The organism is Tolypothrix sp. VBCCA 56010, assembly GCF_050875635.1.
GTDB lineage: Bacteria > Cyanobacteriota > Cyanobacteriia > Cyanobacteriales > Nostocaceae > Hassallia.
Window position 1 is genome coordinate 1 of sequence record NZ_JBPAOH010000438.1, and the last position, 455, is coordinate 455.

The 455-nt window shown below is 47.9% G+C and carries 1 pseudogene; it reads left to right on the forward strand.

Features of this window, described 5'->3' with window-relative positions:
- A pseudogene (locus tag AABK37_RS41895) lies at nt 1-455 on the forward strand (photosystem II D2 protein (photosystem q(a) protein)); the annotation flags it as partial.

Sequence of the window (455 nt, forward strand, 5' to 3'; positions counted from 1 at the left end):
GTGGGGATTCGTCCTTACAACGCGCTCGCATTTTCTGCGCCAATCGCTGTGTTCGTTAGCGTATTTTTGATGTACCCCTTGGGTCAATCAAGCTGGTTCTTTGCACCCAGCTTTGGTGTTGCGGCAATTTTCCGCTTCATCTTGTTTATCCAAGGCTTCCATAACTTTACCCTCAACCCCTTCCACATGATGGGCGTAGCTGGTGTATTGGGTGGTGCATTACTTTGCGCGATTCACGGTGCAACAGTTGAAAATACCTTGTTTGAAGATGGCGAAGGTGCAAACACCTTCCGTGCCTTCAACCCAACTCAATCAGAAGAAACCTACTCAATGGTGACAGCAAACCGTTTCTGGTCACAGATATTCGGGATTGCTTTCTCCAACAAGCGTTGGCTGCACTTCTTCATGTTGTTTGTCCCGGTAACAGGCTTGTGGATGGCAGCAATTGGAATTGT